The organism is Acinetobacter sp. GG23 (genome assembly GCF_057766365.1).
The window spans coordinates 54895-80680 of the sequence record NZ_JBYMDJ010000013.1 but is presented as its reverse complement, the minus strand read 5'-3'; the positions used below and the strand labels follow the sequence as shown (position 1 = coordinate 80680).

Annotated in this window: 24 protein-coding genes; 12 read left to right on the top strand and 12 right to left on the bottom strand. The window is 39.9% G+C overall.

From position 1 onward, the window contains the following. Positions 1 to 13 precede the first annotated feature (13 nt). Positions 14 to 1360, bottom strand: a complete 1347-nt coding sequence (locus AC3CAU_RS16410) for an MFS transporter (RefSeq protein WP_131217054.1) — start codon at positions 1358 to 1360, stop codon at positions 14 to 16. A 450-nt stretch (positions 1361 to 1810) separates the two neighbouring features. Between AC3CAU_RS16410 and AC3CAU_RS16405 the strand changes: the two genes are divergently transcribed. The 3 genes from AC3CAU_RS16405 to AC3CAU_RS16395 all read left to right on the top strand — a co-directional run bounded on the left by AC3CAU_RS16405 (position 1811) and on the right by AC3CAU_RS16395 (position 5955). Beyond that, complete coding sequence (locus tag AC3CAU_RS16405) at positions 1811 to 2398, top strand: ANTAR domain-containing response regulator (RefSeq protein WP_447052822.1); 588 nt, start codon at positions 1811 to 1813, stop codon at positions 2396 to 2398. Positions 2399 to 2401: 3 nt separating this feature from the next. Continuing rightward, the gene (locus tag AC3CAU_RS16400; protein ID WP_447052821.1) at positions 2402 to 3391 is read left to right on the top strand and encodes an ABC transporter substrate-binding protein; all 990 of its coding nucleotides are present in this window, start codon (positions 2402 to 2404) and stop codon (positions 3389 to 3391) included. A 491-nt stretch (positions 3392 to 3882) separates the two neighbouring features. Next, positions 3883 to 5955 (top strand): TonB-dependent receptor plug domain-containing protein, encoded by a 2073-nt coding sequence (locus tag AC3CAU_RS16395; RefSeq protein WP_447052820.1) that lies wholly within the window; start codon positions 3883 to 3885, stop codon positions 5953 to 5955. A gap of 99 nt (positions 5956 to 6054) precedes the next feature. On the opposite strand, the gene AC3CAU_RS16390 is transcribed toward AC3CAU_RS16395, so the two are convergent. Then, the gene (locus AC3CAU_RS16390; protein ID WP_447052819.1) at positions 6055 to 6339 is read right to left on the bottom strand and encodes a hypothetical protein; all 285 of its coding nucleotides are present in this window, start codon (positions 6337 to 6339) and stop codon (positions 6055 to 6057) included. A 526-nt stretch (positions 6340 to 6865) separates the two neighbouring features. Between AC3CAU_RS16390 and mdh the strand changes: the two genes are divergently transcribed. Together mdh and AC3CAU_RS16380 are read left to right on the top strand one after the other, a co-directional pair. After that, positions 6866 to 8080 (top strand): iron-dependent methanol dehydrogenase, encoded by a 1215-nt coding sequence (gene mdh, locus AC3CAU_RS16385; RefSeq protein WP_131217065.1) that lies wholly within the window; start codon positions 6866 to 6868, stop codon positions 8078 to 8080. Between the two features lie 183 nt (positions 8081 to 8263). Then, positions 8264 to 9232 carry an alpha/beta hydrolase gene (locus AC3CAU_RS16380; protein ID WP_447054305.1) on the top strand — a complete coding sequence of 323 codons (969 nt, stop codon included), beginning with the start codon at positions 8264 to 8266 and terminating at the stop codon, positions 9230 to 9232. A gap of 370 nt (positions 9233 to 9602) precedes the next feature. Here AC3CAU_RS16380 and AC3CAU_RS16375 read toward each other — a convergent pair whose 3' ends face one another. Then, complete coding sequence (locus AC3CAU_RS16375; RefSeq protein WP_131217069.1) at positions 9603 to 10784, bottom strand: sigma-54-dependent transcriptional regulator family protein; 1182 nt, start codon at positions 10782 to 10784, stop codon at positions 9603 to 9605. Positions 10785 to 10987: 203 nt separating this feature from the next. On the opposite strand from AC3CAU_RS16375, the gene exaC reads away from it, so the two are divergent. The 3 genes from exaC to AC3CAU_RS16360 all read left to right on the top strand — a co-directional run bounded on the left by exaC (position 10988) and on the right by AC3CAU_RS16360 (position 14059). Then, on the top strand, positions 10988 to 12499 hold the full coding sequence (exaC, locus tag AC3CAU_RS16370; protein ID WP_131217071.1) for an acetaldehyde dehydrogenase ExaC: 1512 nt from the start codon (positions 10988 to 10990) through the stop codon (positions 12497 to 12499). 149 nt (positions 12500 to 12648) lie between these two features. Continuing rightward, positions 12649 to 13368: a glutamine amidotransferase gene (locus AC3CAU_RS16365; protein ID WP_131217073.1), complete on the top strand. Its 720-nt coding sequence runs from the start codon at positions 12649 to 12651 to the stop codon at positions 13366 to 13368. A gap of 58 nt (positions 13369 to 13426) precedes the next feature. Next, positions 13427 to 14059: a LysE family transporter gene (locus AC3CAU_RS16360; RefSeq protein WP_447054304.1), complete on the top strand. Its 633-nt coding sequence runs from the start codon at positions 13427 to 13429 to the stop codon at positions 14057 to 14059. A 68-nt stretch (positions 14060 to 14127) separates the two neighbouring features. On the opposite strand, the gene AC3CAU_RS16355 is transcribed toward AC3CAU_RS16360, so the two are convergent. The 3 genes from AC3CAU_RS16355 to tkt all read right to left on the bottom strand — a co-directional run bounded on the left by AC3CAU_RS16355 (position 14128) and on the right by tkt (position 17507). After that, a complete protein-coding gene (locus AC3CAU_RS16355; RefSeq protein ID WP_447054303.1) occupies positions 14128 to 14712 on the bottom strand; it encodes a YceI family protein in 585 nt (194 codons plus the stop codon). A 426-nt stretch (positions 14713 to 15138) separates the two neighbouring features. Continuing rightward, positions 15139 to 15354 (bottom strand): hypothetical protein, encoded by a 216-nt coding sequence (locus tag AC3CAU_RS16350; protein WP_067724440.1) that lies wholly within the window; start codon positions 15352 to 15354, stop codon positions 15139 to 15141. Positions 15355 to 15518: 164 nt separating this feature from the next. Continuing rightward, on the bottom strand, positions 15519 to 17507 hold the full coding sequence (gene tkt / locus AC3CAU_RS16345) for a transketolase (RefSeq protein ID WP_131217078.1): 1989 nt from the start codon (positions 17505 to 17507) through the stop codon (positions 15519 to 15521). A gap of 846 nt (positions 17508 to 18353) precedes the next feature. On the opposite strand from tkt, the gene metK reads away from it, so the two are divergent. After that, a complete protein-coding gene (gene metK / locus AC3CAU_RS16340; RefSeq protein WP_131217080.1) occupies positions 18354 to 19520 on the top strand; it encodes a methionine adenosyltransferase in 1167 nt (388 codons plus the stop codon). 52 nt (positions 19521 to 19572) lie between these two features. On the opposite strand, the gene AC3CAU_RS16335 is transcribed toward metK, so the two are convergent. After that, positions 19573 to 19818: a hypothetical protein gene (locus tag AC3CAU_RS16335; protein WP_424619801.1), complete on the bottom strand. Its 246-nt coding sequence runs from the start codon at positions 19816 to 19818 to the stop codon at positions 19573 to 19575. Positions 19819 to 20142: 324 nt separating this feature from the next. Between AC3CAU_RS16335 and AC3CAU_RS16330 the strand changes: the two genes are divergently transcribed. Beyond that, positions 20143 to 20331, top strand: coding sequence for a hypothetical protein (locus tag AC3CAU_RS16330; RefSeq protein WP_131217084.1), 189 nt, complete (start codon positions 20143 to 20145; stop codon positions 20329 to 20331). Here the strand turns inward: AC3CAU_RS16330 and AC3CAU_RS16325 are convergent. Both AC3CAU_RS16325 and AC3CAU_RS16320 read right to left on the bottom strand, forming a co-directional pair. After that, a complete protein-coding gene (locus AC3CAU_RS16325) occupies positions 20328 to 20963 on the bottom strand; it encodes a LysE family transporter (RefSeq protein ID WP_131217086.1) in 636 nt (211 codons plus the stop codon). The genes AC3CAU_RS16330 and AC3CAU_RS16325 overlap by 4 nt on opposite strands. 143 nt (positions 20964 to 21106) lie before the next feature. After that, positions 21107 to 21676: an FxsA family protein gene (locus tag AC3CAU_RS16320; RefSeq protein WP_447054302.1), complete on the bottom strand. Its 570-nt coding sequence runs from the start codon at positions 21674 to 21676 to the stop codon at positions 21107 to 21109. 122 nt (positions 21677 to 21798) lie between these two features. Here AC3CAU_RS16320 and ruvC point away from each other — a divergent pair, with 122 nt between their 5' ends. Further along, positions 21799 to 22341: a crossover junction endodeoxyribonuclease RuvC gene (gene ruvC / locus AC3CAU_RS16315; RefSeq protein WP_131217090.1), complete on the top strand. Its 543-nt coding sequence runs from the start codon at positions 21799 to 21801 to the stop codon at positions 22339 to 22341. Between the two features lie 9 nt (positions 22342 to 22350). Here the strand turns inward: ruvC and AC3CAU_RS16310 are convergent, their stop codons facing one another. Genes AC3CAU_RS16310 through AC3CAU_RS16300 form a run of 3 tightly spaced genes read right to left on the bottom strand, consistent with a single transcriptional unit; the run spans position 22351 to position 24473 of the window. Then, positions 22351 to 22686 carry a hypothetical protein gene (locus AC3CAU_RS16310; protein ID WP_171459159.1) on the bottom strand — a complete coding sequence of 112 codons (336 nt, stop codon included), beginning with the start codon at positions 22684 to 22686 and terminating at the stop codon, positions 22351 to 22353. Positions 22687 to 22720: 34 nt separating this feature from the next. Next, a complete protein-coding gene (locus AC3CAU_RS16305; protein ID WP_488368509.1) occupies positions 22721 to 23014 on the bottom strand; it encodes an acylphosphatase in 294 nt (97 codons plus the stop codon). Next, on the bottom strand, positions 22986 to 24473 hold the full coding sequence (locus AC3CAU_RS16300; RefSeq protein ID WP_131217094.1) for an NAD(P)H-hydrate dehydratase: 1488 nt from the start codon (positions 24471 to 24473) through the stop codon (positions 22986 to 22988). The genes AC3CAU_RS16305 and AC3CAU_RS16300 overlap by 29 nt, the downstream gene beginning before the upstream one ends. A gap of 23 nt (positions 24474 to 24496) precedes the next feature. Between AC3CAU_RS16300 and queG the strand changes: the two genes are divergently transcribed. Beyond that, a complete protein-coding gene (gene queG / locus AC3CAU_RS16295) occupies positions 24497 to 25591 on the top strand; it encodes a tRNA epoxyqueuosine(34) reductase QueG (RefSeq protein WP_131217096.1) in 1095 nt (364 codons plus the stop codon). The last annotated feature ends 195 nt before the right edge of the window (positions 25592 to 25786 follow it).

The window sequence follows — 25786 nt, the reverse complement described above, 5'->3', positions numbered from 1 at the left end:
TTAATCCCTTTCCTTAACCTTGCGCCATGTTGTTACGTTCAAGCACTGCATCTTCAAACAGTTTTTGTTCTTTCTGTTTATGCTCAACCGAGAAGCGAATCATCAGTACAAAGCTTGCTGCAATCACGACCAATCCACCGAGTGCCATCAAACAAGTTTGAATATCCAGCATACCTTTGAGCAAGAAACCTGCTGCGACTGCACCGACGTTACCGCCTGCGCCAATGATGCCGGCTACACCACCCAAGGCATCACGGTCAATGAATGGCACTAGGGCATACGTTGCGCCACATGCCATATGCGTAAACAGTGCAAATACGGTCATGACCAGAATTGCGAGAACTGCGGTATTCATTTGTGAGAACAAGATCAGGAACAAACCTTCCATCAGGATCATGCCGAACAGCACTTTAGTACGACCATCCAGGCCTTTTTTCATTGCAACTTTGTCTGAAACAATTCCACCCAAAGCACGGGCAAACAGTGCCAGTAAACCGAAGATCCCTGCTGCCAGTCCTGCTTCTTTGAGACCAAAGCTAAAGTGTTCGACGTAGTACATCGCCACGATGTTATGAATAAAGATTTCAATACCGAAACACGCTGCATAAGCACCAAATAAAATCCAGACACGGTAGTTGCGTGCAGCGTGCATCAGAATCGCCATACCGCCTTTTTTATCGCTACCGACTTGAATGCCTTGCGCACGAAGTTCTTTAAAGTTGCCTTGTGGACAATCTTGGGTAAATTTCCAGTACATTGCACCGACAATCAGCATCAGAATACCCGGCACCAATAAAGCAATTCTCCAACCCATCGCCTGTTCCACCCCGAACATCACCAAAGCAGCAAGCATTAACGGCATCAAGGCTTGTGTCGCACCGCCGCCGGCATTGCCCCAACCTGCCGATGCAGCATTGGCAGTACCCACCACATTCGGAGCGAACATGATACTGGTGTGATATTGCGTGATGACAAAGCTGGCACCAATCGCACCAATCAATAAGCGGAAGAAAAGGAAAGATTCATAGCTGTTGGCAGAGGCCACACCAAAGACAGGAATACTGCCGATAATCAGTAGTGCAGTATAAGTTTTGCGTGGTCCATACTTGTCACATAAAGGCCCGACAATCAGGCGAACCAAAATGGTAATTGCGACTGCGGCAATATTAATATTGGCGATCTGGTCTTTAGTAAGATGAAATTCACCTGCAATCACAGGCATCAGTGGTGCACAGGCAAACCAGGCAAAGAAGCAGACAAAAAAAGCGAGCCAACTCATGTGGAAGGCTCTCATCGCTGCGCTGTTAAAATTAAAAAGACCTATTTTTGTGGCTTTTTTTTCATATAAATTTGAAGACATAACCTTCTCCTTCCTGAACTGAACGTATTGGTTTATCTGCTATGCGGATCGCTGCACACCAGATTCGATCAGAGCGGACATCGTTGGCCGTCTACAAATTCTTTAGAGTCGTCTTTGACTCAATATAAATTAAGCAATGTCCATGCCAACATAAAAAAAACATCATTAACTCAATATTTTTTATAACTTTTTATAATGGATTAATCATTTTTGATATTCATCCTTACAGCACGTTCATCTGATTAACAACGCTAGAGCTAAGGAAATGAATTGTGATTGTGCTTCCTTGTAGCGCATTTTTGCATTAATACGGTGCACAATCCGATAACAGTTAAGTTTTATATCTGATTTTTATCGAATTAATACAGTTTTAACTGTTTTGGCATTTTAATTGCTTTACATTTGCTATGACTTTTCTTTCAGGCCTTGCCTGATGATATTTTAGCCACTATGCCAAAACTGAAAATCGCACTGATTGATGACCATCAGGAACGTGCCAATTATATAAAAGCCTCTCTGATCGAGCACAATTTCGAGGTTGTCGCCTGCCTGACCATTGACCATTTAAGCATGTTCCGTTTAGAACAATTGCATGCCGACGTGATATTGCTGGATATGGACCATCCACATCGTGACATCATTGAAAGCTGTGTCAGCCAGTTCGATTTGCCGACTGTTTTATTTACCAAAAATAGCCATAAAGACACCATCAAAAGTGCCATTGATGCCGGTGTAACGGCTTATATCGTCGACGGTATTGACCCATCTAAACTGGAAAGTATTTTAGAAATTTCGATTGAACAGTTTAAAAAACATAAAAAATTACTCGGTGATCTGAAAGAAACCAAAAATAAACTGGCTGACCGTAAAGATGTCGAAAAAGCCAAAGTACTGATGATGCAATTGCATTCACTCAGTGAAGATCAGGCTTTTCAATTACTGCGTAAAAATGCCATGAGTCATCGCATGACCATTGGAGAAATGGCACGGCGTTTACTGGATGCCCAACAACTATTACAAAACCAACTCAGGGATTAAGCCATGACAGATTTAGAAAAAACTCAAATCCAGATCGGCTATATTCCCTTGCTTGACTGTGTGGCCATTCTTTGGGCCAAACAGCGCGGCTTCTTCGATGAGCTTGGTCTGGATATTACTTTAGTCAAGGAAGCTTCATGGGCAAGTTTAAGAGACCGATTGGCTTTTGGTTTTTTAGATGCTGCGCATTGCCTGTCTGCCATGCTGCCTGCCGCAGCGCTGGGTGAAGACCAGCTTGGTATTCCCCTGCAAACGGCTTTGGTGTTAAGTCATAACCGTGCCTTTATCAGTTTGAATCAAAAATTATGTTTTGACCTGCAGATTTTCCCTCCAGATAATGCCCAACAATCGGCACAAAAATTAGTCGCTGCGATTCAACAGCAAAAAAACATTCAACTGGCGCATGTATTTAAACAGTCGATTCATCATTATTGTTTAAGAGAATGGCTCGCACTCGCGGACCGTGATGTTGCACAGAACATGAAACTCGCGATACTTCCACCGCCTTATATGGTCGAGGCTTTAAGCAATCATGTGATTGACGGTTTTTGTGTCGGCGAACCCTGGAATACGCAAGGGGAATTGTTAGGGATTAGTCAAGTGATCGCTTCTAGCCAAGATGTTATTCCTCAAGTGGCAGATAAAGTTCTGGCTGTAACAGCGGATTGGGCGATGCAACATCCGAATACACACTGTGCCTTGATTCAGGCGATTCAAAAAGCGCAACAAGAACTAAAAGATCTCGAGGATTATACGCAAGTCTGGCAAATGCTGATGGACTTAAATATTGTGCAGTTTCAATGTTCAGACAGCATTCATGTACAAAAATTTCATTCCATTCAAAATATTATCCGTAATTTTATCAATGAATCATCTCAACCTAAAGCAGAAGACTTTAAATGGCTGATTCAGCAAATGGTCAAATGGGATCAAATCAGTATCAGCGAAGCACTTATTGAAAAAATCAGCCAAAACTGCATTTTATCGTTTTAATAATTAATTGATGTTATGCGTCCATACAAAATATGAGAAAGAATTGAACGTCCAACGCTGTTTGATACGCAATAAAGATTTTTTTGTCCTGCTGACTCAAAATATATAAGGATCTTCATCCTCTTAAAATAGTATGACAGCGCCTATACCATGCACTTAAATGCCTGCTTCATTTATAAGGCTCGATTGTATTTATTAAAAAAATGAGCACTTAATTTACAAATGGATATTAATCTTGAACGCAAGATTCAGTGAGTCATGTTAAAGATAAAGGAGGATTTTATTTATCGCCCTAGTTTCAGTGATTAAAATTCAATCATTTTCCTGAACCAAGAATTAAAATCACAATCTTAGGATCTAAATCATTCATTTGCTGGTATTTATTCATTCAATCCGATTTCTATCTTTTATTTTTTGTTCTGCTGATTTCCACAATTTTTCTCCACATTTTTACGTTATCTTACCTAAAATTACATTCGGAACATCAAATAATGAAACGCATACAACCGCGTTGGCAATTAAGCACCTTAAGCTGTGCATTGTTTACTGTTATTTCCCCAACTTGGGCTGCTGATACCATTACAAATACAACAGACAGCGCTACTAACCAAACTGCTCCAGTACAAACTTTGGCAACCTTAAAGTTTGAAGCAACCCCGACAACGGCAAAAGATCCTGATATCAGTGCAGTTGCGAAAACTATTGTTACTCGCGAAGAAATGCTGCAATTTGGCGATCAGTCGGTAAATGATGCCTTACGTCGTGCAGCTGGTTTTCAAATGCCGACACCCGGCCAAGGTCCACGTGGGGGTGGAGGTGCCTCAGGTATGCGTTTTCGTGGTGGCGGCACCCCGGTATTCTTAATCAATGGTGAACCTGTACAAGGCGGTCCACGTGGTGGAATGTCTATCGTCGACAGCATTACTCCCGACATGATTGAGCGTATTGAAATCACCAAACAGCCAAGTGTCGCCCAAGCTTCCGTCTCTTCCTCTGCCGTGATTAATATTATTTTAAAAGAACCGATAAATAATGCAGGCTTAGGCGGCAATGTCCGTGTCGGATATGGCTTGGCAAAATCAGATCAAAAAGAAGAACAACGTAAAAATATTAGCGTTCAACTCGATGGACGTGATAGTCCATGGTTATATAGTCTTTCTGCCAATCAAATGTGGAATGACAGCACATCGTTTACACAGACGCAAACCAGTACCGAAACACGTGAGCAAAAACGTACGACTGAACGCAAGTCACAAATGCTGGCGCCACGGGTTGAATACGAGTTGGATGATCAGCAAAAATTGGTTGCAGAATTGTTCTATCGGAATAACGAAAGTGATGGTATTCGTGGCGACCAGTTTCAGCATGACAAAAATGATAGCATTCGCTTAAACACTCGTTATGAACGTAAAGACAAGGGCAATTCTGACAAGATTCGTCTTTCAGTTGAACAGCAGAATGAAACGGAATCGACCGAGTCATCACTCTTCAACACTTATACCGATGAAACGGTCAATGAATATGGTATTGCCTATGATGGTGTTCGAAAGTTCAATGAAACTCGTCAACTTAAATTTGGTGCAGATGCACGTAGCAATGAACTCGACAGCAATGTCAGCCAGAGTTTAGACGAACAGCAATACGCATTATATGCGGAAGGTAGCTGGAAATTTACTGATCGCCAAACGGTGACTTTGGGTGCACGTCAGGAATGGATTAACCGTTCGGGCTTAGTTGAATATAGCGACCACCACTTCAGTCCTGTTCTGGCACATCGTTTTGACCTTAACGATACCTGGTCATTACAAACCAATATCAGCCAAGCCTTCCGTAGCCCTAAGGCAGACCGTTTATTGCCCACGGTTTCCATTTCTACCGATAGTGATGCCGGTAGCCTGAACAATCCAGATCGTGGCGGTAATCCAAATTTACGTCCTGAGAAAATTACTGCTTTTGAATCCACTCTGGGCTACAACACGCCATCTGGTGGAATCAATATCACCGCGTTTCAACGTGAAATTGATGACTATATTGAAAAAGTAATTCGCCAAGAAGGTACGCGCTTTGTAGAACGCCCACAAAATCAGGACAATGCCACCACTTATGGTGTTGAAATTGCTGGACGCTATGCATTGAAACAAACTGCAAATGGTCATTCATTTATGTTGAATGGGCAACTGTCTACGGTACGTGCCAAAGTGGAAGATGAAAACCATCAGGAACGTCTGGTGAGTGATGTTGCTCCCTATACTGCAAGTACCGGTCTATCTTATAACTATCAGCCTTGGCGCATTTCAACCAGTGTCAACCTGAACTATATTCCAGAATTTACCCGTGCTCTGGATAACCAGCCTTATGAGCGTACCAGCAATGAACGTGTCAACATGGATATCAGCATCACCAAACGCTTTACCGATGGCTGGGCAACCACACTCAATGCACGCAATATTCTCAGCACAGATTATAAAGAACGCCTCACCAGTCAGGCCAATGGCAGCCTTTATGAATCACGTGTGAATCAAGCAATTCCCAGTGTATTAATGAGTCTGGAAAAGAAATTCTAAAAAAAAACCGGTGCTCATGCACCGGTTTTCCTCATCAACATCCGTGCAGTCAATCATTTGTATTTAAAAAGATTCTGCTTGCTACTAAAAAATTTGACTTTATTTTTTCAATTGCAAATCTTTGAGTAAACTGGCAATACGCAAGGTATGCTGCCTATTGCCTCTTTTTTCCATGATTTTATTTTCGACCCGCCATAAATATTCAAAAATCTCTGATTCATCTGCCTTGTCACAAATCATCATAAAGAGTTTAGGTAAATAATCTTCATATTCGTCACGCATCAAAGGAATACTACGAATTCCTAAAGGATCCCATTCTTTAAGTAGAATTTTATGGATTGCATGTAATAATAATGTGGCATCATTCGTATGTTCGACTTTCATTAAACCTCCCCCCATCCTTAGGAATTTAATATAAAAATCATATAAATTGACTATAATTTACTCTCAACAATATTATCAAGTATTTTTAACTATATCTTCCAACTTGCTTTTATAAAGTTTTAAATTCCTTTACCCCATGAAAAACACTAACTTTTGAATTTTCAATTTGCAAAAACATTGATTATTCAATAGATAACATAAATAATTTATTTACCAAATAGAAAATTATATTTTTATTAAAACAATACCTTTAGCTCTATGCATTAATCAGAAAATCACCACCTTAAAACGAACTTACATTTTTGGTTATCAAATTCCGTCTAAACCCTCCCGGTTTATCTTGTACATTTATATAAAAAATATGCTTTAAGTTCTGATTAAATAATTAAACCCAAAAAATAATAAAAATTCAATTACTTAAAAGGGTAGGTGTTTGGTAGGTAGGATTTTTATCCTGTTCCTTTGATACTCAATTCACGGTGAGGGTCACCGATAACAACATACCAATGGTAGAAGGAATCGCACCATGGCTTTTAAAAATATTGCAGATCAAACGAACGGTTTTTATATTCCCTGTGTTTCTCTTTTTGGTCCAGGCTGTGCCAAAGAAATTGGTGCTAAAGCACAAAATTTAGGTGCTAAAAAAGCCCTGATTGTGACAGATGCAGGTCTTTTTAAATTTGGTGTCGCAGATACCATTTCAGCTTATTTAAAAGATGCCGGCGTAGATAGTCACATTTTCCCGGGTGCAGAACCAAATCCCACCGATATTAACGTACATAACGGCGTACAAGCCTATAACGACCATGCTTGTGATTTCATTGTCTCTTTAGGCGGTGGCTCATCGCATGACTGTGCCAAAGGTATAGGCTTAGTCACAGCGGGCGGTGGTCATATTCGTGACTACGAAGGGATTGATAAAAGCACAGTACCAATGACACCATTGATCGCTATCAATACCACAGCAGGTACAGCGTCTGAAATGACGCGCTTCTGTATTATTACCAATACCGATACCCATGTAAAAATGGCGATTGTAGACTGGCGTTGTACTCCATTGATTGCCATTGATGATCCTAAACTGATGGTTGCTAAGCCTGCCAGCTTAACCGCAGCAACAGGCATGGATGCATTGACACACGCTGTTGAAGCTTATGTATCGACAGCAGCCAATCCAATTACCGATGCTTGTGCTGAAAAAGCCATTAGCATGATTAGTGAATGGCTTAGCCCTGCTGTTGCCAATGGTGAAAACCTTGAAGCACGTGATGCGATGAGCTATGCACAATATCTGGCTGGAATGGCATTCAACAATGCATCTTTAGGTTATGTACATGCCATGGCACATCAACTTGGCGGTTTTTACAATCTACCCCACGGCGTATGTAATGCGATTTTACTTCCGCATGTATGTGAATTTAACCTGATTGCTTGTCCTGATCGTTATGCCAAAATTGCACAGTTAATGGGTATAAATACTGCTGGACTGACCGTAACCGAAGCAGCTTATGCAGCTATTGATGCAATTCGTGAATTATCAGCATCGATTGGTATTCCCTCAAGTTTGTCGGAACTTGGTGTGAAAGAGCAAGATCTTCATGTGATGTCTGAAAATGCACAAAAAGATGCCTGTATGTTAACCAACCCACGCAAAGCAACCCATGATCAAGTGGTGAATATTTTTAAAGCCGCGTTAAAGGCAAACGCTCAAGTGGTCGATATTTTTAAAGCAGCGGTGTAAAACGTCCATGTAAGTCCTCTCTTCCAATCTCTGACTTACATTTCGGGCAATCTAAACTCTATTTTCTTAAAGAGGTGGAAATTTAGATTGCCCTTTTTTTATTAGTAATCTTAAAGTTATTTGACAAATCACTGCTCATCATGAAGGATAAAAGAAAATTGATAATTCCAAATGAGCACAATAATGACAGAACAGACAATTGAACCGCTTTATCAAGTTGATATCTTAGGTTCAGGCTATGAACAAGCCACCTTAAATTTCCCTGAGGATTATGAAGGTCAAGTTATAGCTACATTGGTGCGTAAAAAAGCAGCGCAAAAAACCAACAAGGCTGTTTTATATATTCATGGCTTTATCGACTATTTTTTCCAAACCGAAATGGCCGAACAGTTTAATCAGCATGGCTTTAACTTTTATGCACTCGACTTACGTAAATACGGTCGCTCTCACCTTCCCCATCAAAAATATTATAACGTACGTGAGATTGCTGAATACGACGCTGAAATCAGCCAAGCCTTAGACATTATTGGCGCAGAAGATCATGAGGCTATTTTACTATGCGGACATTCGACTGGCGGTCTCACCACGACTTTATATGCAGCGCATCATCCGGATCATCCTTTAATTAAAGCATTGTGGGTCAATAGCCCTTTTTACGATTTCAACATGAATCCAATCAAGAAAAAACTGGGCCTGCCCAATATAAGCCGTGTCGGTAAAATTTGTCCAGATTTAGAATTCCCCAGTCAACTGAATAAATGGTATGTGACCAGTTTGCACAAAAGCTTAAAAGGAGAATGGGACTTTAATCTTGAATGGAAAAAAGCCACTTATCCTTTGGTTCGTTTAAGTTTTATACGGGCAATTTTTGAAGCGCAAAAGGAAATTCATCGAGGCGTGACCTTAAAAGTCCCTGCCTTAGTGATGCATTCAGATCAAACTAAAAATCCAAAAAAATGGCATAAATATGCACAAAGTAGTGATTTGATTTTGGACGTAAAACATATTGATAAATATGCTAAAAAAATTAACGGTGATGTCACCATCTGCGAAATAAAAAATGGCTTGCATGACTTGGTGCTGTCGGAAAAATCGGTGCGCGAAAATGTCTATCAACAGCTATTTGAATGGTTAGCATTAAAAGGTTTCTAAAAGACTTCTTTTCATAAATCATTTTTCAAAGACTACCAATAAATTGTAAAGTCAAAATCAAAAATGGATTTTAATAGGTATGGGTTTTATGAATGTGGCATGCATGCCCCACGGTTCCTATTCCTTGCGCTGCATTTTAAAGCAGTGCTTAAAACTGACTCAGAATGTTGGGTGTGCGAAACAAAAGGTTTTTCTTGCGAACTCAAAATATATTTTGATGTTCTCATTTTGACCTTTCAAAAGTAGAAATATTGCCTATACAAAGGTATAAAAATTAAATCAGTCAAATGCGGCAATGACGATTTTATAAAACCTAATATTGAACAATTTTTTATTTATGAAAGAGATCTAAAGAAAAGCGCTATAAGCCTTAGCCATCTTGATACTTTAATAAGGTTTGATGCACAGGATGCGTCTTGGGCATCAATTCAATCAGACGTTCCACTGCATCAATCGCTTCAGGAAAACGTGCCACGTGCTTAAGCAAAACATCCGTTTCATTAGCTTTAAAAATGGCATCACTTAAACGTGACTCTAGACAATCTCGCCAAGCACATAAAAAAGGACTTTCAGTTTTTGCCAAAAAAACGCCCGTACACAATTTTAAGGCGGAATCGATATATCCGGCATCTAAAGATTGCTCGGTGAGTAAAAAATCAGCTTCAACGTGCGCCAGTAAACGGTAAGGTCTGGAACCGAGCATTCCGCCTAAAATATCGCGTAATTGTGACATTTCTGCTTTTAAAGTGCCCATGCTGACTTTACGCTCCCCATATAAGGCTTGATGCAAAGTATCCAAACTTAAGCCTTGCGGACATAGTGCCAAAATAGTCAAAATTTCAATTTGCCGTGGGGTGAGCACCAAAACTTTGCCATTGAACATTACTTGCGGCACGGAAAAAGCCCGAACAAACAAGCGCTGCTTTTGATATTCCAGTAATGCAGATTGAATAATTGAGGCGCAGCGTTCAGCCGCCAGCAAACCCAAACTATTGTGTTTTTGCCAAGTGGTGGAAAGATCAATCACTCCAAGCACCTGTTTCGAATAAGGATCAATAATGGGAGCTGCATAACAGACCCAATCATGAATAGACGACATGTAATGCTCATTGGAAAATACACAACTCGATTGTTGGGTTTTTAAAGAAAGTGCTAGAGCATTGGTTCCGACCAGTTCTTCGCGCCATTGCCCGCCTTCAATAAAGTGCACACTTTCTGCTGCACTTTGCATTTGTGGACTCGATGCTGTCCAAATAATAGTGCTGCCGATATCGCCTACCGCCAGTACCATGGAAGATTGTTCTGCAATATGTTTTAAATCTTGTGCACAATATTGCAATGCATGTTCCAAAGCCGTGGGGTAAGTTTCTTTTTGTAAATGAACCAACGGCGCAGCTGCGCGATCTTTGGGAATTTCAGCAGAAGTTGAGCGTTGCCAAGAACTGGCAATACTTTGCCCGAGCTGTTCTGCATGTAAGGGAGAAAGACTGCTACTTTGTCTAAAATGCTCAATTTTCTGTCTTTTCTGGATCAAACTTTGTTTATTCATCATTCCTTATTCTCACAACAATTCATGATTTACATCCACTGTAATAGCTATTCTTGTAAGCCTGATTGAAAAGATTGTAAACCTTCTTGTCTCCAACCTTTCTCCAACCTTATTCCATGTATGCTAATTAAATAATGTACAAAAGTACCTTATACCAAAGCTGTAGATGCGGTTTAAAACACTAAAATAAGCAAAGGAAAATTCATATGCGTTATGCCGATCCTAATCAAGATGGTTCAAAAGTTCAGTTTAAAGCCCAATATGAAAACTTTATTGGCGGTCAGTGGGTAGCTCCAGTAAAAGGTGAATACTTTGACAATATTTCTCCTGTCGACGGTAAAGTATTCACCAAAGTTCCACGCTCAAGTGTTGAAGATATTGAGTTGGCACTTGATGCAGCGCATAAAGCCAAAGAACAGTGGAACAAGTCCTCTCCCACTACCCGTTCCAATATTCTGTTAAAAATTGCAGACCGTTTAGAAGCCAATCTAGAGCTTTTAGCAGTGGCTGAAACTTGGGATAACGGCAAACCCATCCGCGAGACTCTGGCAGCAGACATTCCTTTGGCGATTGACCATTTCCGCTATTTTGCTGGCTGTATCCGTGCTCAGGAAGGCGGCATTTCAGAAATTGATGAAGACACGATTGCTTACCATTTTCATGAACCTTTAGGTGTGGTGGGGCAAATTATTCCTTGGAACTTCCCTATTTTAATGGCGACCTGGAAATTGGCACCGGCATTGGCTGCGGGTAACTGTATTGTTTTAAAACCGGCTGAACAAACTCCGGTCAGTATTTTGGTATTGGTTGAATTGATTCAGGACCTGCTGCCTGAAGGTGTATTAAATATTGTTAATGGTTATGGAGTTGAAGTGGGTCGTCCGCTTGCAACCAATCCACGTATTGCCAAAATTGCCTTTACCGGCTCAACTTCAGTCGGTCAGCAAATCATGCAATATGCCACCGAAAACATTATTCCAGTCACGCTTGAACTCGGTGGTAAATCACCCAACCTTTTCTTTGAAGATGTAATGGCACAAGAGGATGACTTTTTAGATAAGGCGCTAGAAGGTTTTGCCATGTTTGCCTTAAACCAAGGTGAAATTTGTACCTGTCCTTCTCGTGCACTGGTTCAAGAAAGCATAGCCGATCAATTTCTGGAAAAAGCCATTGAGCGTGTTAAACGGATTAAAACCGGTCATCCACTCGATACTGACACCATGATTGGCGCTCAGGCATCGCAAGAGCAGCAAGATAAAATCTTGGGCTGTATTGCAACAGGTCGTGCAGAAGGTGCTGAAATATTGACAGGTGGTGGCGAACGCAATGAAGTAGGGCAAGGTTTCTATATCGAACCGACCATCTTGAAAGGCACCAACGACATGAGAACGTTCCAGGAAGAAATTTTTGGACCTGTACTTGCTGTTACAACCTTTAAAGACTTTGATGATGCAATCAAAATTGCCAACGATACCATTTATGGTTTAGGTGCCGGTGTCTGGTCTCGTTCGGCTCATACCTCTTACCGTGCTGGTCGTGCCATTCAGGCCGGTCGTGTATGGACCAACTGCTACCATATTTATCCTGCACATGCGGCATTCGGGGGTTATAAAAAATCCGGGATTGGACGTGAAAACCATAAAATGATGCTGGACCATTATCAACAAACCAAAAACTTGTTGGTAAGCTATGCGACCAAACCGATGGGCTTCTTCTAACAACCCAGGTATGTAAAGCATAAATAAGCGAACTTCGGTTCGCTTTTTTATTAATGCAGCGCATTAACCAAATCATTTTGTTTGAAACCTTCATTTTTCTTCAGATTCGGGCTAAATTTCTCTTATTCCAAATATCCTGAAAAAATAGTATGACTACAGCATCTCGAGATTTCCCTGATACGATTTATGCCATTCAACATCTTGCCTTTGAAGACTTGGGGGCTTTAGAAGATATCTTTTACCAACTTGGCTTTCGGGTGCGTTATTTTGAAGCCGGTGTAGATGATCTAAACAAAGCATTTCAGCACAAAGGTTTAACCATTATTTTAGGTGGTCCGATTGGTGTTTATGAAACAGATGACTACCCATTCTTACAACAAGAAATAGACTTACTAAAAGTACGTTTAGAGGAAAATTTACCGACCTTGGGTATTTGTTTAGGCGCTCAACTCATTGCACATGCTATGGGGGCAAAAGTCTATGTAGGACATCAAAAGGAGATTGGCTGGAGTGAACTGAGTATTTCAAATACTCCAAACAACTTACTTGCACCATTAAGTGATACAGCTGTATTACATTGGCATGGCGATACTTTCGATTTACCTGAACAGGCTGAATTACTGGCCAGCTCTGACGTTTATCCGAATCAGGCCTTTTCAGTTGGAAAAAACATTCTAGCTTTGCAGTTCCATCTGGAAGTTGCAGCAGAAAGTCTGGAAAAATGGCTCATTGGTCATACTTGTGAATTACGTAAAGCCAATATCAATATTCCAGCGTTACGTGCAGATAACGAAAAATATGCCCTGCCCTTGGAAACCGGTGCTAAAGAAATTTTGCTAAATTATATGAACCAATTGATGAGTAAATAGACTTTAATTTATGATTTAATTCATTTATAACGGTGTCATTCATTTATATAAGTCTCTGATGATGACACCTTTAATCAGTATTGCTGTAATTCATTTCTTTGCATTGATCAGTCCGGGTCCAGATTTTTTCTTTGTCACCCAAAGTGCAATCCGCCAATCACGTACGCATGCTTTATGCGCTGCATTAGGGGTCTCGCTGAGTATTTTGGTTTGGTCCATTTGTGCAATCAGTGGGCTGCATTTTTTATTTCAGAAAATTGCTTGGCTACAACAGGTGCTGATGACTTTAGGCGGTCTATACCTGCTTTATTTAGGGATACAATTGCTGAAATCCGCTTTCAATAAAAATCCGGTGCCTATCTCGAAAAACCAGAATGAAATTCTGCCGAAAAAATCACACAGTACACTGTTAGTTCAGGGTTTTCTGACCAACATGGCTAACCCCAAAGCACTCGTCTATTTCAGCAGCGTCTTTTCCATCGCCATTAGCACAAATGTCAGTATTTTCGAGCAAAGTTCATTGCTCGCGCTGGTTTTTATTGAAAGTCTGATATGGTTTTCTGCTGTTGCTCTGGTTTTCTCTACAGCAAAAATTAATTATTATTATCAAAAATTCAGTAAGAAAATTGACGGCATTACCGGCGGAATTTTTATCAGTTTTGGCTGTCTGCTGATCTTAAACCGTGATTAACGCATCTAAAATAATTTAAACAAAAAAGCACCATCAAGGGTGCTTTTTTGTTTAAGCGCTTGTTAGGCTTATTTTTTCGCAGGCACTGAAGCTTCAGTAGTGATATTCACAGTAACCTTATCACCCACGTTCGGAACATAACCGCCTATACCAAAGGCTGAACGGTTAAATGAAGTGGTTGCATTAAAACCAACAGTTTGCAGTTTAGTCATTGGATGAACTGCCTGTTTATTTAAAACAGCATCTAAAACCACAGGTTTAGTTACGCCTTTTACTGTTAAATCACCGGTGATTTTGTATTTGTTTTTGCCTAAAGCCTGAACTTTAGTGCTTTTAAAAGTGATGTTCGGATACTTGGCAGCATCAAAAAAGTCTGCAGTTTGAATATGCTCATCCAATGCTTTTACATTGGTATTGATACTTGATACTGGAATATTAACATTTACAGAGGAGTTAGCTGGTTTTGCATTGTCAACGTTAATCGTACCTTGAATGTCAGAAAAGTTCGCTGAAGGTGTAGAGAAACCAAAGTGGCTCCAAGAGAAAACAGTTGCAGAATGTTGCGGATCAATTTGGTAAGCAACGGGTTTTGCCAAAGATAAAGTTGCAACAGATGCAACCGCCAAACCTAAAGTTATTGCTTTGAAATTCATGTATTTTATCTCTCTTTGGAATGATTGTTAGTGTATAGGTTTCTTATTTTAATTCACTGGTATAGATAAAACGATATGTTGCAAGAATAGAACACTCACTTGCTTTTACAGAAGACATTCGCCTCAATATAAACGCGTTGATGTTAATCAGTTGATAATTTTCATAAATTATTTTTAATCAACTTTTATTATTCTAGCTCAGGGTCTGATTTACATTATTTTTTGAATGATATTTGAATTATTTAATACAAAAATATACAGTTTAGAGACACAATACCGCAAGAAGATTAGGTGACTTTACAGACAATTGACTGACTTGGTCTATTTAACTTTAAATGGATGAACCCTCCAAAAGCAATTAAAGATAATTAACATATCGCTAAAATAATTAAAGCCCCATGAGGGCTTTTTAAGATCATTAATCTCTTATAACTTTTCAACCAACACACGATCGACTTGCTTAAGACCCGTATGTTTTTCACGATTTTGACGACGCACCTTAATCACTTTTTCTTCGTCCAGTTCTTTGAGCATCAATACTACGGCCATCATGCTTTCAAGGGGCAGATCCTGACCGATCCACTTTTGCTCACCTGGTTCCATTAAAGTGATTTCATCACTAATTTGGTTATAAAGGCTCATATTTTCCTCACTTATGCTGAATAAATGCCATCTCACCATGAATACTCAATGAATGGCATCACTATATACTTATTCGTAAAAACTGCTAGACCAATATCGTCAAAAATTTATCAAAATAAAACGCCCCCCGTAAGAGACGTTTTCATTGATTTAATCTTTTAGAATTAAGCAGTAATTTCTTTTACAGCAGCAACGACAGCATCAGTCGTAATACCGAAATATTGGTATAAGTCTTTCGCAGGTGCAGATTCACCGTAAGTTGTCATACCAATCACACGACCGTCAAGACCTACAAATTTCCACCAGTAATCCACATGCGCAGCTTCAACAGCTACACGCGCACGGATGTTAGATGGAAGCACCGCTTCACGGTAAGCCGCATCTTGTTTAACGAATTCTTCAGCACATGGCATAGAAACTACACGCACACCTTCAAGTTGTGCATACGCTTCCATCGCAAGAGACACTTCAGAACCTGTTGCAATGATGATTGCTTTTAATTCACCTTTCTCTTCAGCCAATACATAACCACCTTTGGCTACGTCTGCAATTTGTGCCTCAGTCCGCGCTTGGAATGGCAAATTCTGACGAGAGAAGATTAAGGCAGTTGGACCTTCAGAACGTAAAAGTGCAGATTTCCAGGAAATCGCTGCTTCTACGGTGTCACATGGACGCCAAGTATTTAAGTTTGGAGTACCACGTAGTGATGCAATTTGTTCTACAGGTTGATGTGTAGGACCATCTTCACCTAAACCAATTGAGTCATGAGTATAAACATGAATCACACGCTGTTTCATCAGTGCAGACATACGTACTGCATTACGTGCATATTCCATGAACATCAGGAATGTTGCTACGTAAGGGATGAAACCACCATGTAGTGCAACACCATTGGCAATTGCAGTCATACCGAACTCACGTACGCCATAGTGTACGTAGTTACCGGCAGGATTGTCCTGAATACCTTGACAACCCTTCCAAAGCGTCAGGTTGGACCCTGCAAGATCGGCAGAACCACCTAAAATTTCAGGAAGTAACGGACCAAATGCTTGAAGTGCATTTTGGCTCGCTTTACGTGTTGCTACAGTTTCAGCTTTTGCATTCACTTCAGCTATATAGGCATCTGCTTTAACAGCAAAGTCAGCTGGTAAATCACCACTTAAACGGCGTTTAAGTTCGGCAGCTTCAGTTGGGTATTTTGCAGCATAAGCAGCAAATACTTCATTCCAAGCAGCTTCAGATTTAGCACCTTTATCTTTTGCATCCCAAGCAGCATAGACGTCTGCAGGAATAACAAATGCTTCTTCTTTCCAGCCAAGTGCTTCACGAGTTAATGCGATTTCATCATTACCTAACGGCGCACCGTGGCAATCTTCTTTACCTTGTTTGTTTGGTGAACCTAAACCAATCACTGTTTTACAGATAATAAGCGTCGGTTTAGTGGTTTGAGCTTTTGCTTCCAAAGTTGCAGCACGTAACGCATCAGCATCATGACCATCAACTTTAATTACTTGCCAGCCGTAAGCGTGGAAACGTTGTTCTGTATCGTCAGAGAACCAGCCTTCAACTTCACCATCAATTGAAATGCCGTTGTCATCATAGTAAGCAATTAACTTGCCTAGACCCAAAGTACCTGCCAATGAACATGCTTCGTGTGAAACACCTTCCATTAAGCAGCCATCACCCAAGAAACAGTAAGTGAAATGGTCAACAACCTGAATATCATCTTTGTTGAATTGAGCCGCTAAAGTTTTTTCTGCCAAAGCAAAACCAACTGCATTGGCAATACCCTGACCGAGTGGACCAGTTGTGGTTTCAATACCCGGTGCATAACCCAATTCAGGGTGACCCGGTGTTTTAGAATGTAATTGACGGAATGATTTCAAATCGTCAATTGAAAGTGCATAACCGGTCAAATGTAATAATGCATATTGAAGCATTGAACCATGGCCGTTCGACAATACGAAACGGTCACGGTTGGCCCATTGTGGATTTGTCGGGTTATGATTTAAAAATTCACGCCATACTACATCAGCGATATCTGCCATCCCCATTGGAGCACCTGGATGTCCTGAATTTGCTTTTTGCACAGCGTCCATTGCCAATACACGAATTGCATTTGCAATACGACGTTCGTTAAGCGGGGTTGTCATAGGTCAGAGTCCAACTAAATCGTTTAAAGAAGATGATGAATAGGAAAATTCAAAGCTGGCTATATTGTCTTAAAAAAACAGCAAGGGGTAAAGCCTAATAGTCAACATTTCAACATTTATTCGTGACTGTATATATTTTAATGGTTGGTAAAGCTCAATTTGACATCGCTTTTAAGTATTGGCGAGTGAGTGAAGAGCGGTGTAATTTAATTTAAAACTGATATACGACTTATTAACGATAAATCGCTTTCACTATATTTAATTAAAATATTATTCACACATCCCCCTTCTCACAGGAATTATTTTTATTATTTACCTGCTCATAGAGGGATTATCATCAAATAATGCTACCTATAAAGTTTTATGAAATAAAATTGATCAATTAATACCCGCTAGACACAAAAGCTGAATAAAATTCATCTTTGAAAATATTTAATGAAAATTTAATGAGTTAAAATGAATGTTTTGTAACGGTTTTTATTGGATCTATAATTTTGATCTACTCCTCTAACTGCGATCATAAAGTTCAATTTATTTAAAGTAAAATATTGATAATAAATACTATTAACATAATTAAATTTTAACCTAAAATAAAGTTAATATGATTTTAATTTCAATAAAGCAGCTTTGAACATCTAATTAAATAGTTGCTCTATAAAAATTTTTCTCGTTAAAACTTTTTCTTTAAAGCGAAATTTCTTCTGCTTATCAGTTTTTTAGATGCATATATCAATTAAAAAGTTGTGAAATTGAAATAATTTCAGTCATTTTGGTCGTGTAGAACTAGTCCAAAAGTCTAACTCGATGTAACATATCGGGTCTTTAAAATTAACTGTGATAGGACTTATGCGCGAGTACGCTGTATTTACCTCGGAATCTGTAAGCGAAGGCCATCCGGATAAAATGGCTGACCAAATCAGTGACGCTATTTTGGATGCAATCTTAACAGAAGACCCATATGCACGGGTTGCTTGTGAAACGCTTGTAAAAACGGGTGCGGTAGTACTTGCCGGTGAAATCACAACAACAGCAAATGTTGACTTCGAAGCAATTGTACGCCAAACCGTAAATGGAATTGGTTATCACCATTCTGACCTTGGTTTTGATGGTTCAACCTGTGCTGTTATCAATATGATTGGTAAACAGTCTCCTGAGATTGCTCAAGGTGTTGACCGTCTAAAACCTGAAGATCAGGGTGCGGGTGACCAAGGTTTGATGTTTGGTTATGCAAGCCGTGAAACTGATGTTTTAATGCCTGCACCTATTTCTTATGCACATCGCTTAATGGAAAAACAGGCTGAACTACGCCGTAGTGGACATTTGCCTTGGTTACGTCCAGATGCGAAAAGCCAGGTGACTTTTGCATATGAAAATGGCATGCCTGTTCGTTTAGATGCAGTGGTATTGTCGACTCAACACGATCCTGAAATTTCACAAGTTGCTTTAAAAGAAGCGGTAATTGAAGAAATTGTGAAAAAAGTGATTCCTGCTGAAATGTTCCATGCAGACACCAAATTCCACATCAACCCAACTGGGATGTTTGTGATTGGCGGTCCTGTAGGCGACTGCGGTTTAACCGGCCGTAAAATCATTGTAGATACTTACGGTGGTATGGCACGTCATGGCGGTGGTGCTTTCTCTGGTAAAGATCCATCTAAAGTTGACCGTTCTGCTGCTTATGCGGGTCGTTATGTAGCGAAAAACATTGTTGCTGCTGGCCTTGCGGACAAGTGTGAAATCCAGGTGTCGTATGCAATTGGTGTTGCTGAACCCACTTCTATTTCAATCAACACCTTCAATACAGCAAAAGTATCTGAAGAATTGATTATTCAATTGGTTCGTGAACACTTTGACTTACGTCCATACGGCATTACTCGTATGCTAGACCTGATTCAACCGATGTATAAGCAAACTGCTGCTTATGGCCACTTCGGTCGCGAAGGTTCAGACACTGCATTTACTTGGGAAAAAACAGATAAAGTGGAAGCGCTTAAAGCCTCTGCTGGCCTGTAATTTTTTCATAAAAAAGCCCACAGATGTGGGCTTTTTTTTACGTAAAAAATCATTATTTCGGCTTTCCTCCCTGTTGTAAAACTTCTAATAATGAAATTTGCACAGGCGTTTCTTGATGATCTTGTAAATAGACATGCACGATCTTAAAAATGATGACTGCTGCCAGGCAGGTTAAAATACAGAAAATCCAGAAACCATACGGACTTTTAATATTATGTGAACCGCAATTTGTGCATTCTTTATGATGGGTTGACTCAATAACCTGATCACAACACGCACAATGATATTGATATAGCATAGCTATGCTCCTACATTACGCACATTCTTGTTTTTATATTTCCACCCTATTTTTTTTGATGGAAGGTAATATCAATAAAATCTTATGTGACTCTTTAGCGAGATACAAGGCTATTTATCAATAACTAAAATATACCAAAAATATCTCTCTTCAGTTTTTTTTATAAGTTACTAATTTATATTGAAAATTAAACAATCTATTCAAATATTAAAGACATCATTTGTAACACAATGCAATAAAACAAACTTTGAATATGAAAGTTGCAAAAAACAGATACTTCTCACCTTTTTAGGTAAAATGGCAGACAATAATCTGGAGTGTATGATGGTTCAACTGATTAAGAAAGGTGGTTTACGCGAACGTGCCAACCGTAGCCGCAGCTATAAAGGTTCAGAAAATACTGAAGCGACCTTAAAACCCAATCGCTATGCTCAAGGCGAAAAAAATGAGGAAGTCAGCACTGCCACTCCCCCATCTTCGCAATCCGTTGATGATCTAGCTAAAAAAGATTAAAACATCGCTAATGCGTCATAGCCCAACCAAATTGCAAAAATCAGGAATAATCCGCCGGAAATAATATCAATATAACTTCCTGAACGCTGATAAACATTTTTGATTTTTGGCATCGACATAATGAGCATAAATAGTGCAAAGACCAAAAAAGTTTGTAGTGGAATAATCACTGCAAGCTGGGTTTTTAAATGTGTTGATGCGGATGAACTTAAAGCTAAAGAAAACACACTACTAAAATAAATCAGGGTTTTAGGATTGGATAAGTTGGTAAACAGTCCCAATAAAAAATGGTTTTTAGAATCAGGTACAGCCTGTTGATCATCATCTAAACGGGTCTCTTGCTTCAGGTTTTTTAAACCGCCATTCAACATTGCCCAGCCCATTCGAGCCAAAAACAGTCCACCAATCAACATTAAAACTTGTTGTATCCATGGAAATTGTTCTATTAGCACAGTAAAGCCAAGTAAAGTCAGCACCACCCAAACTACAATACCGACTGAAATACCGAAAATAATTTTTAAAGTGTTGGCTCTTGAAGTCGATGCCGAACTTTTAGCAATCAGTAGAACATCCGGTCCGGGGCTAAGCTGTGCAACAAAATGCAATGCACAAATGGTCAAAAGCAATGACATAGAAATAGAGGAGATTTTAAAAAAACGTATTATATCGTTTGTTCAATTTTTTGCATGTCTTGCCATCTAATTTACATACAAATTTAGAGCCAATAAAAAAGCCGAATCATCAGGATTCGGCTTAAAAATATAAATCAATAAACTTATTTATTCACATCTTTCATTTCAATTTTTTTCGCATCAGGCGTCACTTCGCGCGCTTCGCCATCAATCACACTAGAGTCATGACGCGGTGAACCACCTTGCTGCTGTTGCATGTCCTGCATTTGACGCATGATATCTGCAAATGGATTTTGACCTTGTGCACCCCCGCCCATGCCATTCATATCGCCCATCATGCCACCCATCATTTTATCCATCATGGCTTGTTGGCGTTTCATCATGGTTTTCATTGCCACAGCTTTCAAAGCTTGTTGTACTGGGGGAATGAGTATTAACAGGGCAAGTACATCAGTAATTAAGCCTGGAATCAATAACAACAAACCCGCAATAATTTTTGGTAAATTATTGGTTAGACTTGGGTCCATTACCATTTGACCTTGTTTCATCTGTTGCAGACCAGACGCATGGGTACGGATCATATTGATCCCGATGAAAAATGCGGCTACAAACCAGAAAAATACGTACCACATACTGCCGACGAGGTCACCCACGCCAATCCAGACAAAGACTTCAAGGATTAAGCCAGCTAAAACAATAAGAAATAATTTCATAAAAATTAATCAAATCTCAATAAAATAAATAGGGTGCAATATTCAAGTGCTTAATCACGATCAAGCTTTTTTGATACGCTTATGTAACAATATGGGCATTATTCTATTTTTAAAGTCTTTATATGTCATTAATTATTGGTATCGATCCGGGTTCTCGCTTAACTGGCTACGGTATTATCGAAAAAGATGGGCAAAAATTGACTTTTGTGGATGCAGGAACCATTCGTACCGAAACTCCTGAAATGCCGGAACGTTTAAAACGAATTTTTGCAGGGGTGGAACGTATTGTTAAATTTCATGGCCCGACAGAAGCTGCAGTTGAACAAGTTTTTATGGCAGTCAATCCTGACTCTGCGTTAAAGCTTGGTCAAGCCCGTGGTGCTGCCATTGCTGCTTTGGTAAATCTGGATTTACAAGTCGCTGAATATACAGCACGACAAATTAAACAATCGGTAGTGGGTTATGGTGCAGCAGATAAAGAACAAGTTCAGATGATGGTGATGCGCATTTTAAATTTAAGCATTAAACCGCAACAGGATGCTGCCGATGCTTTAGCCGCTGCAATTTGTCATGCCCATGCTTCAGGCAGTATGAGTAAAATGGCGGTACTGAATGCCTTAGGTGGTATGGCACGCGGTCGTGGCCGTACCAGCAGAAGAAGATAACTAGAATATTTAAAGATACGGCGCGAAATCTTTACGCATTTCACCAATCGAGGGTTGCTTGGGATAAGTAAAAGTGACTCTTCGACCAAAGCTTCGCCTATTCTTTTTCTGATTGGGATCAATCCGGATCAAAACCAGTTCATCCGGTTCATTGCGATGGTTTATCTCACAAATCATAATGGTTTGATTCCTTTCAATGACCTTATATTTCACGAATTCTTTTTGCACAATGTCCTTAAATGAGGTATTGCCTGAGCGACTTGAACTTTCACCACGTTGCGTGTAAATCACCATAACAATGCAAATTGCGATAACAATTGCCACAACCAGATATTTTTCCATCATTTCCCTCTTATATTTTTTATAAAAGTCATATTCACTACAAAATTGTAAATGCAATGAACTCCGATGCCTGCTCAAGTTCAATTTGAATGATCTTTGAAACCTCGGCACGTGATGGCCCCATATAACTACGTTCGATTATTGTATGGAGCTGATTTTCCGTCCCAACAATAATGGCTTCAACTTCACCGCCAGCCAGATTTTTTACATAGCCTGTGAGTTCTAATGTTAAAGCCTGCTGTTCAAACCAGCGCCGGTAACTCACCCCTTGGACTTTGCCATGAATGATTAATTTAATCGCCTTATTCATCATGACTCCCATTGACCACATGATAAACCGCCTCATTCATATGATGGGCTTGCAGACCTCGTATCCCTTTTTTCGCCAACCAGTCCCCTGCCAAAGCATGTAAGGTGACAATTTCATGTAGATGAATTTGCTCTCCAAATTGTGCTTTTAAGCTGGCCACCATACCTGCCAGCACATCTCCCATACCGCCCGTTCCCATTCCTGCATTACCTTTCGTGCAAATCCAGAGCTGATCTTGCAAAATTAAGCTGCCAGAACCTTTAAGTACCCATTGTCCTGCGTATTTTTCTTGCAGTTGATGAATCGCTGCAATTCGATTATGTTCAATTTCTTTCACTGAACAGTTTAAAAGTTTTGCAGCTTCACCCGGATGCGGTGTCGCATAAGAATCCGCTTTTAATAATTCCGGATGCTCGGCCAAGAACCATAAAGCATCGGCATCGAGCACCACATGTAAATGTTCAGCTGTGTTGATCTTCGGGAACCATTTAAAAAATTGTTGTTCTGACCAAGTATCACGTCCTAGGCCCATACCAAAGCTGACGGCATCGACATGCTCTAATAATTGCTGAATCTCGGCTTTAGTCAAAGCATTGATATCACGTAGCATAATATTCGGTGAGCGTGCCAAAATAGCGGTGTGATGTTTTTCATGACAGACAATAGTAACTTTACCTGCACCTGCACTAAAAGCAGATTCGGCGGCCATCATCACCGCACCGCCCATATCGGCATGTCCACCAACCACAAGTACATGACCATAACTGCCCTTATGGCCAAATGCCTGACGCTCGGGCAATGAAATTGTATCAGGCGAGAGTTCGGCAATTGGACTGAGTTCTGCATCTGTCGGAATCAGGGAAATAACTTCAATCTGTCCTGCAAACTCTTTGCCTTGTCCGGTAAACAGTCCTGCTTTTAACCCCAAGGCTGAGAAAGTGTAATCGGCTTTAATTGCGCATGGTAGGGGCTGACCGCTATTGGCCTGTAAACCACTGGGAACATCAATCGCAATTTTCAAAGCGGATTGAGCATTAATACTTTGAATAATCTGCTGCCACTCTGGACTAAGTTCACGATTTAAACCGATGCCAAATAAAGCATCGATATAACAATCATATTGTTTTTGAAAATTAAAACCTGAATGAATTTTTATTTCAGCAGCGATAGCGTCTTGATAAGCCGTATACAAATCTTTAGAAGAACCCAATTCAGCGGCATAAATCTCGACCTTGAAACCCGCCTGTTTTAAATATTGAGCCGTTAAATATCCATCACCTGCATTATTTCCCTGTCCACAACACACTGCGATATTTTGTATTTTCTGATGCTGAAAAAGGGGAACCAGCCGCTGCGCAATCATCCACGCGACTTGCTGCATCAAGGCATAAGAACCGTTTTGCTTGGCAAACCAGCGTTGCTCCCATGCTTGAATACTTTGGCTCAAATAAACTGGGCTATGATAAACTGGCTGACGCATTGTTCTTCCCTTCTTATTAAATTATGGCAACATCCACAGCGTCACAGAAAATACCTTTAGATCAAACTGATCCTGAAGCGCTAAAAGCGTGGATTAAAGCTCAAGCTTTGGCATTAGGTTTTAGCGATTGTGTCATCGCAAAACCGGATGCTCAAGCAGAATTGCCACGTTTTCAAGAATATTTAAAGCGTGGCTATCATGGTGATATGAAGTTTCTGGAAGAAAATTTAGAAAAACGTGCTGATCCAACTCTACTGGTTCCCGGCACCAAAAGCATTATTTGCGTACGAATGAATTATTTGGTAGAAACCCCTAAACCGCGTTATGTCCCAGATGAGCCTAATGCCGCCATTATTGCACGCTATGCCCGTGGTCGCGATTACCATAAAACCATGCGCGGCCGTTTAAAAACTTTAGCCAGCATCATTCGTGAAAAGGTTGGAAATTTTGAATCGCGTCCTTTTGCTGACTCTGCACCGGTATTTGAAAAATCTCTAGCAGAAAATGCAGGTATGGGCTGGACCGGTAAACACACCTTATTGATTCATAAAAAATCAGGTTCCTTTTTTGTTTTGGGTGAACTCTTTACTTCGCTGGATTTACCCTTCGACTCCCCTGCAACCAATCATTGCGGTTCTTGCACAGCCTGTATCGATATTTGTCCAACTCAGGCTATTGTTGAACCTTATATGTTGGATGCGCGTAAATGTATTGCTTATTTAACTATTGAATATAAAGGCATTATTGCTGAAGAATTACGTCGTGGCATTGGTAATCGTGTATTTGGCTGTGACGATTGTCAGTTGATTTGTCCATGGAATAGTTTTGCCAAGAAAGCCACGATTGACGATTTTAATCCCCGACATGGTTTAGATCAGATCAATTTACTGGATTTATGGCACTGGGATGAACCAACCTTTTTAGCCAACACTGAAGGCAGTCCAATACGTCGTACCGGTTATCAAAGTTTTATGCGAAATATTGCGATTGGCTTAGGAAATGCACCTTTTTCTAATCAAATTGTGGCAACTTTAAAACAAACTCGCGAATTACATGATGAGATTGTGCAAGTCCATATTGACTGGGCAATTCAGGAGCAGTTGGCTAAATCGAGTTAGGTTTTCCCTCCACTTCAAAGCATTTTTCAGTTTTTTTATTTTTCAGATATAAGCAAAGTTTTATCTCTATAAAAAAAATAGCATCCATTTCAAAACAAACTAAAAAATCTCATTGAAAACTTTGCGATTATCTTAAGAGAAATAAGACTTACTTTGTAACTAAATATACAATCTTATAATAGGCTATATTGACTA

Excerpts from the sequence above, each read along its gene's own strand:
- AC3CAU_RS16400 (WP_447052821.1), top strand. The coding sequence starts at position 2,402 with ATGACAGATTTAGAAAAAACTCAAATCCAGATCGGCTATATTCCCTTG.
- AC3CAU_RS16305 (WP_488368509.1), bottom strand. The coding sequence starts at position 23,014 with ATGTGGTCAATGGGAGTCATGATGAATAAGGCGATTAAATTAATCATT.
- AC3CAU_RS16325 (WP_131217086.1), bottom strand. The coding sequence starts at position 20,963 with ATGTCATTGCTTTTGACCATTTGTGCATTGCATTTTGTTGCACAGCTT.
- AC3CAU_RS16360 (WP_447054304.1), top strand. The coding sequence starts at position 13,427 with ATGATGACACCTTTAATCAGTATTGCTGTAATTCATTTCTTTGCATTG.
- exaC (WP_131217071.1), top strand. The coding sequence starts at position 10,988 with ATGCGTTATGCCGATCCTAATCAAGATGGTTCAAAAGTTCAGTTTAAA.
- AC3CAU_RS16405 (WP_447052822.1), top strand. The coding sequence starts at position 1,811 with ATGCCAAAACTGAAAATCGCACTGATTGATGACCATCAGGAACGTGCC.
- AC3CAU_RS16310 (WP_171459159.1), bottom strand. The coding sequence starts at position 22,686 with ATGATGGAAAAATATCTGGTTGTGGCAATTGTTATCGCAATTTGCATT.
- mdh (WP_131217065.1), top strand. The coding sequence starts at position 6,866 with ATGGCTTTTAAAAATATTGCAGATCAAACGAACGGTTTTTATATTCCC.
- AC3CAU_RS16350 (WP_067724440.1), bottom strand. The coding sequence starts at position 15,354 with ATGAGCCTTTATAACCAAATTAGTGATGAAATCACTTTAATGGAACCA.
- AC3CAU_RS16375 (WP_131217069.1), bottom strand. The coding sequence starts at position 10,784 with ATGATGAATAAACAAAGTTTGATCCAGAAAAGACAGAAAATTGAGCAT.
- tkt (WP_131217078.1), bottom strand. The coding sequence starts at position 17,507 with ATGACAACCCCGCTTAACGAACGTCGTATTGCAAATGCAATTCGTGTA.
- AC3CAU_RS16320 (WP_447054302.1), bottom strand. The coding sequence starts at position 21,676 with ATGAAATTATTTCTTATTGTTTTAGCTGGCTTAATCCTTGAAGTCTTT.
- AC3CAU_RS16395 (WP_447052820.1), top strand. The coding sequence starts at position 3,883 with ATGAAACGCATACAACCGCGTTGGCAATTAAGCACCTTAAGCTGTGCA.
- metK (WP_131217080.1), top strand. The coding sequence starts at position 18,354 with ATGCGCGAGTACGCTGTATTTACCTCGGAATCTGTAAGCGAAGGCCAT.
- AC3CAU_RS16365 (WP_131217073.1), top strand. The coding sequence starts at position 12,649 with ATGACTACAGCATCTCGAGATTTCCCTGATACGATTTATGCCATTCAA.
- AC3CAU_RS16300 (WP_131217094.1), bottom strand. The coding sequence starts at position 24,473 with ATGCGTCAGCCAGTTTATCATAGCCCAGTTTATTTGAGCCAAAGTATT.
- queG (WP_131217096.1), top strand. The coding sequence starts at position 24,497 with ATGGCAACATCCACAGCGTCACAGAAAATACCTTTAGATCAAACTGAT.
- AC3CAU_RS16330 (WP_131217084.1), top strand. The coding sequence starts at position 20,143 with ATGGTTCAACTGATTAAGAAAGGTGGTTTACGCGAACGTGCCAACCGT.
- AC3CAU_RS16380 (WP_447054305.1), top strand. The coding sequence starts at position 8,264 with ATGACAGAACAGACAATTGAACCGCTTTATCAAGTTGATATCTTAGGT.
- ruvC (WP_131217090.1), top strand. The coding sequence starts at position 21,799 with ATGTCATTAATTATTGGTATCGATCCGGGTTCTCGCTTAACTGGCTAC.
- AC3CAU_RS16355 (WP_447054303.1), bottom strand. The coding sequence starts at position 14,712 with ATGAATTTCAAAGCAATAACTTTAGGTTTGGCGGTTGCATCTGTTGCA.
- AC3CAU_RS16390 (WP_447052819.1), bottom strand. The coding sequence starts at position 6,339 with ATGAAAGTCGAACATACGAATGATGCCACATTATTATTACATGCAATC.
- AC3CAU_RS16410 (WP_131217054.1), bottom strand. The coding sequence starts at position 1,360 with ATGTCTTCAAATTTATATGAAAAAAAAGCCACAAAAATAGGTCTTTTT.
- AC3CAU_RS16335 (WP_424619801.1), bottom strand. The coding sequence starts at position 19,818 with ATGCTATATCAATATCATTGTGCGTGTTGTGATCAGGTTATTGAGTCA.